1 pseudogene is annotated in these 675 nt (G+C 38.4%); it reads left to right on the top strand.

The window, feature by feature from the left end:
• Positions 1-675, top strand: a pseudogene (gene rpoB, locus B2X72_RS18080) (DNA-directed RNA polymerase subunit beta); the annotation flags it as partial.

Genomic DNA, 675 nt, shown 5'->3' with positions numbered 1-675 from the left:
AGACTTAGACGAAAACGGTATTATCCGTATCGGTGCTGAAGTTGGTGGTGGTGATATCTTAATTGGTAAAATCACACCTAAAGGTGAGTCAGATCCTTCTCCAGAAGAGAAATTATTACGTGCAATCTTTGGTGACAAAGCTGGTGACGTGAAAGATGCTTCATTGAAAACTCCACCATCATTAAAAGGTGTTGTTATTGATACGAAGTTATTCTCGCGTGCGAAGAAAATGTCTAAAGAGGTTGAGCGTAAAACTTTAGAGAAACTAGAGGTTGCTCACGATAGAGCAGTTAAATCATTGAAAGATCGTTTGGTTGAAAAATTATTCACTGTCGTGAATGGTAAAACAAGCCAAGGGGTATACAATGTCTATAAAGAGTTGTTGGTTGCTAAGGGAGCTAAGTTTACGCAAAAAATCCTGGCTGAATTAGATTACAACAACATCAACCCAATGGGATGGACAACTGACGAAGATAAAAACGAGTTGATCAAAATGGCTCTTCATAATTACAATATCAAGATTAATGAAGAGTTAGGTTCATTCAAACGTGATAAATTCGCAGTATCTGTCGGTGATGAACTTCCATCAGGAATTGTGCAGATGGCTAAAGTTTACGTTGCTAAAAAACGTAAGTTGAAAGTAGGGGATAAGATGGCCGGTCGTCACGGTAACAA

The sequence above is a fragment of the Sphingobacterium sp. UBA7253 genome (genome assembly GCF_002472745.1).
In the GTDB taxonomy this organism is placed as follows: Bacteria; Bacteroidota; Bacteroidia; order Sphingobacteriales; family Sphingobacteriaceae; genus Sphingobacterium; species Sphingobacterium siyangense.
This window is presented reverse-complemented; position numbering and strand designations above follow the sequence as displayed.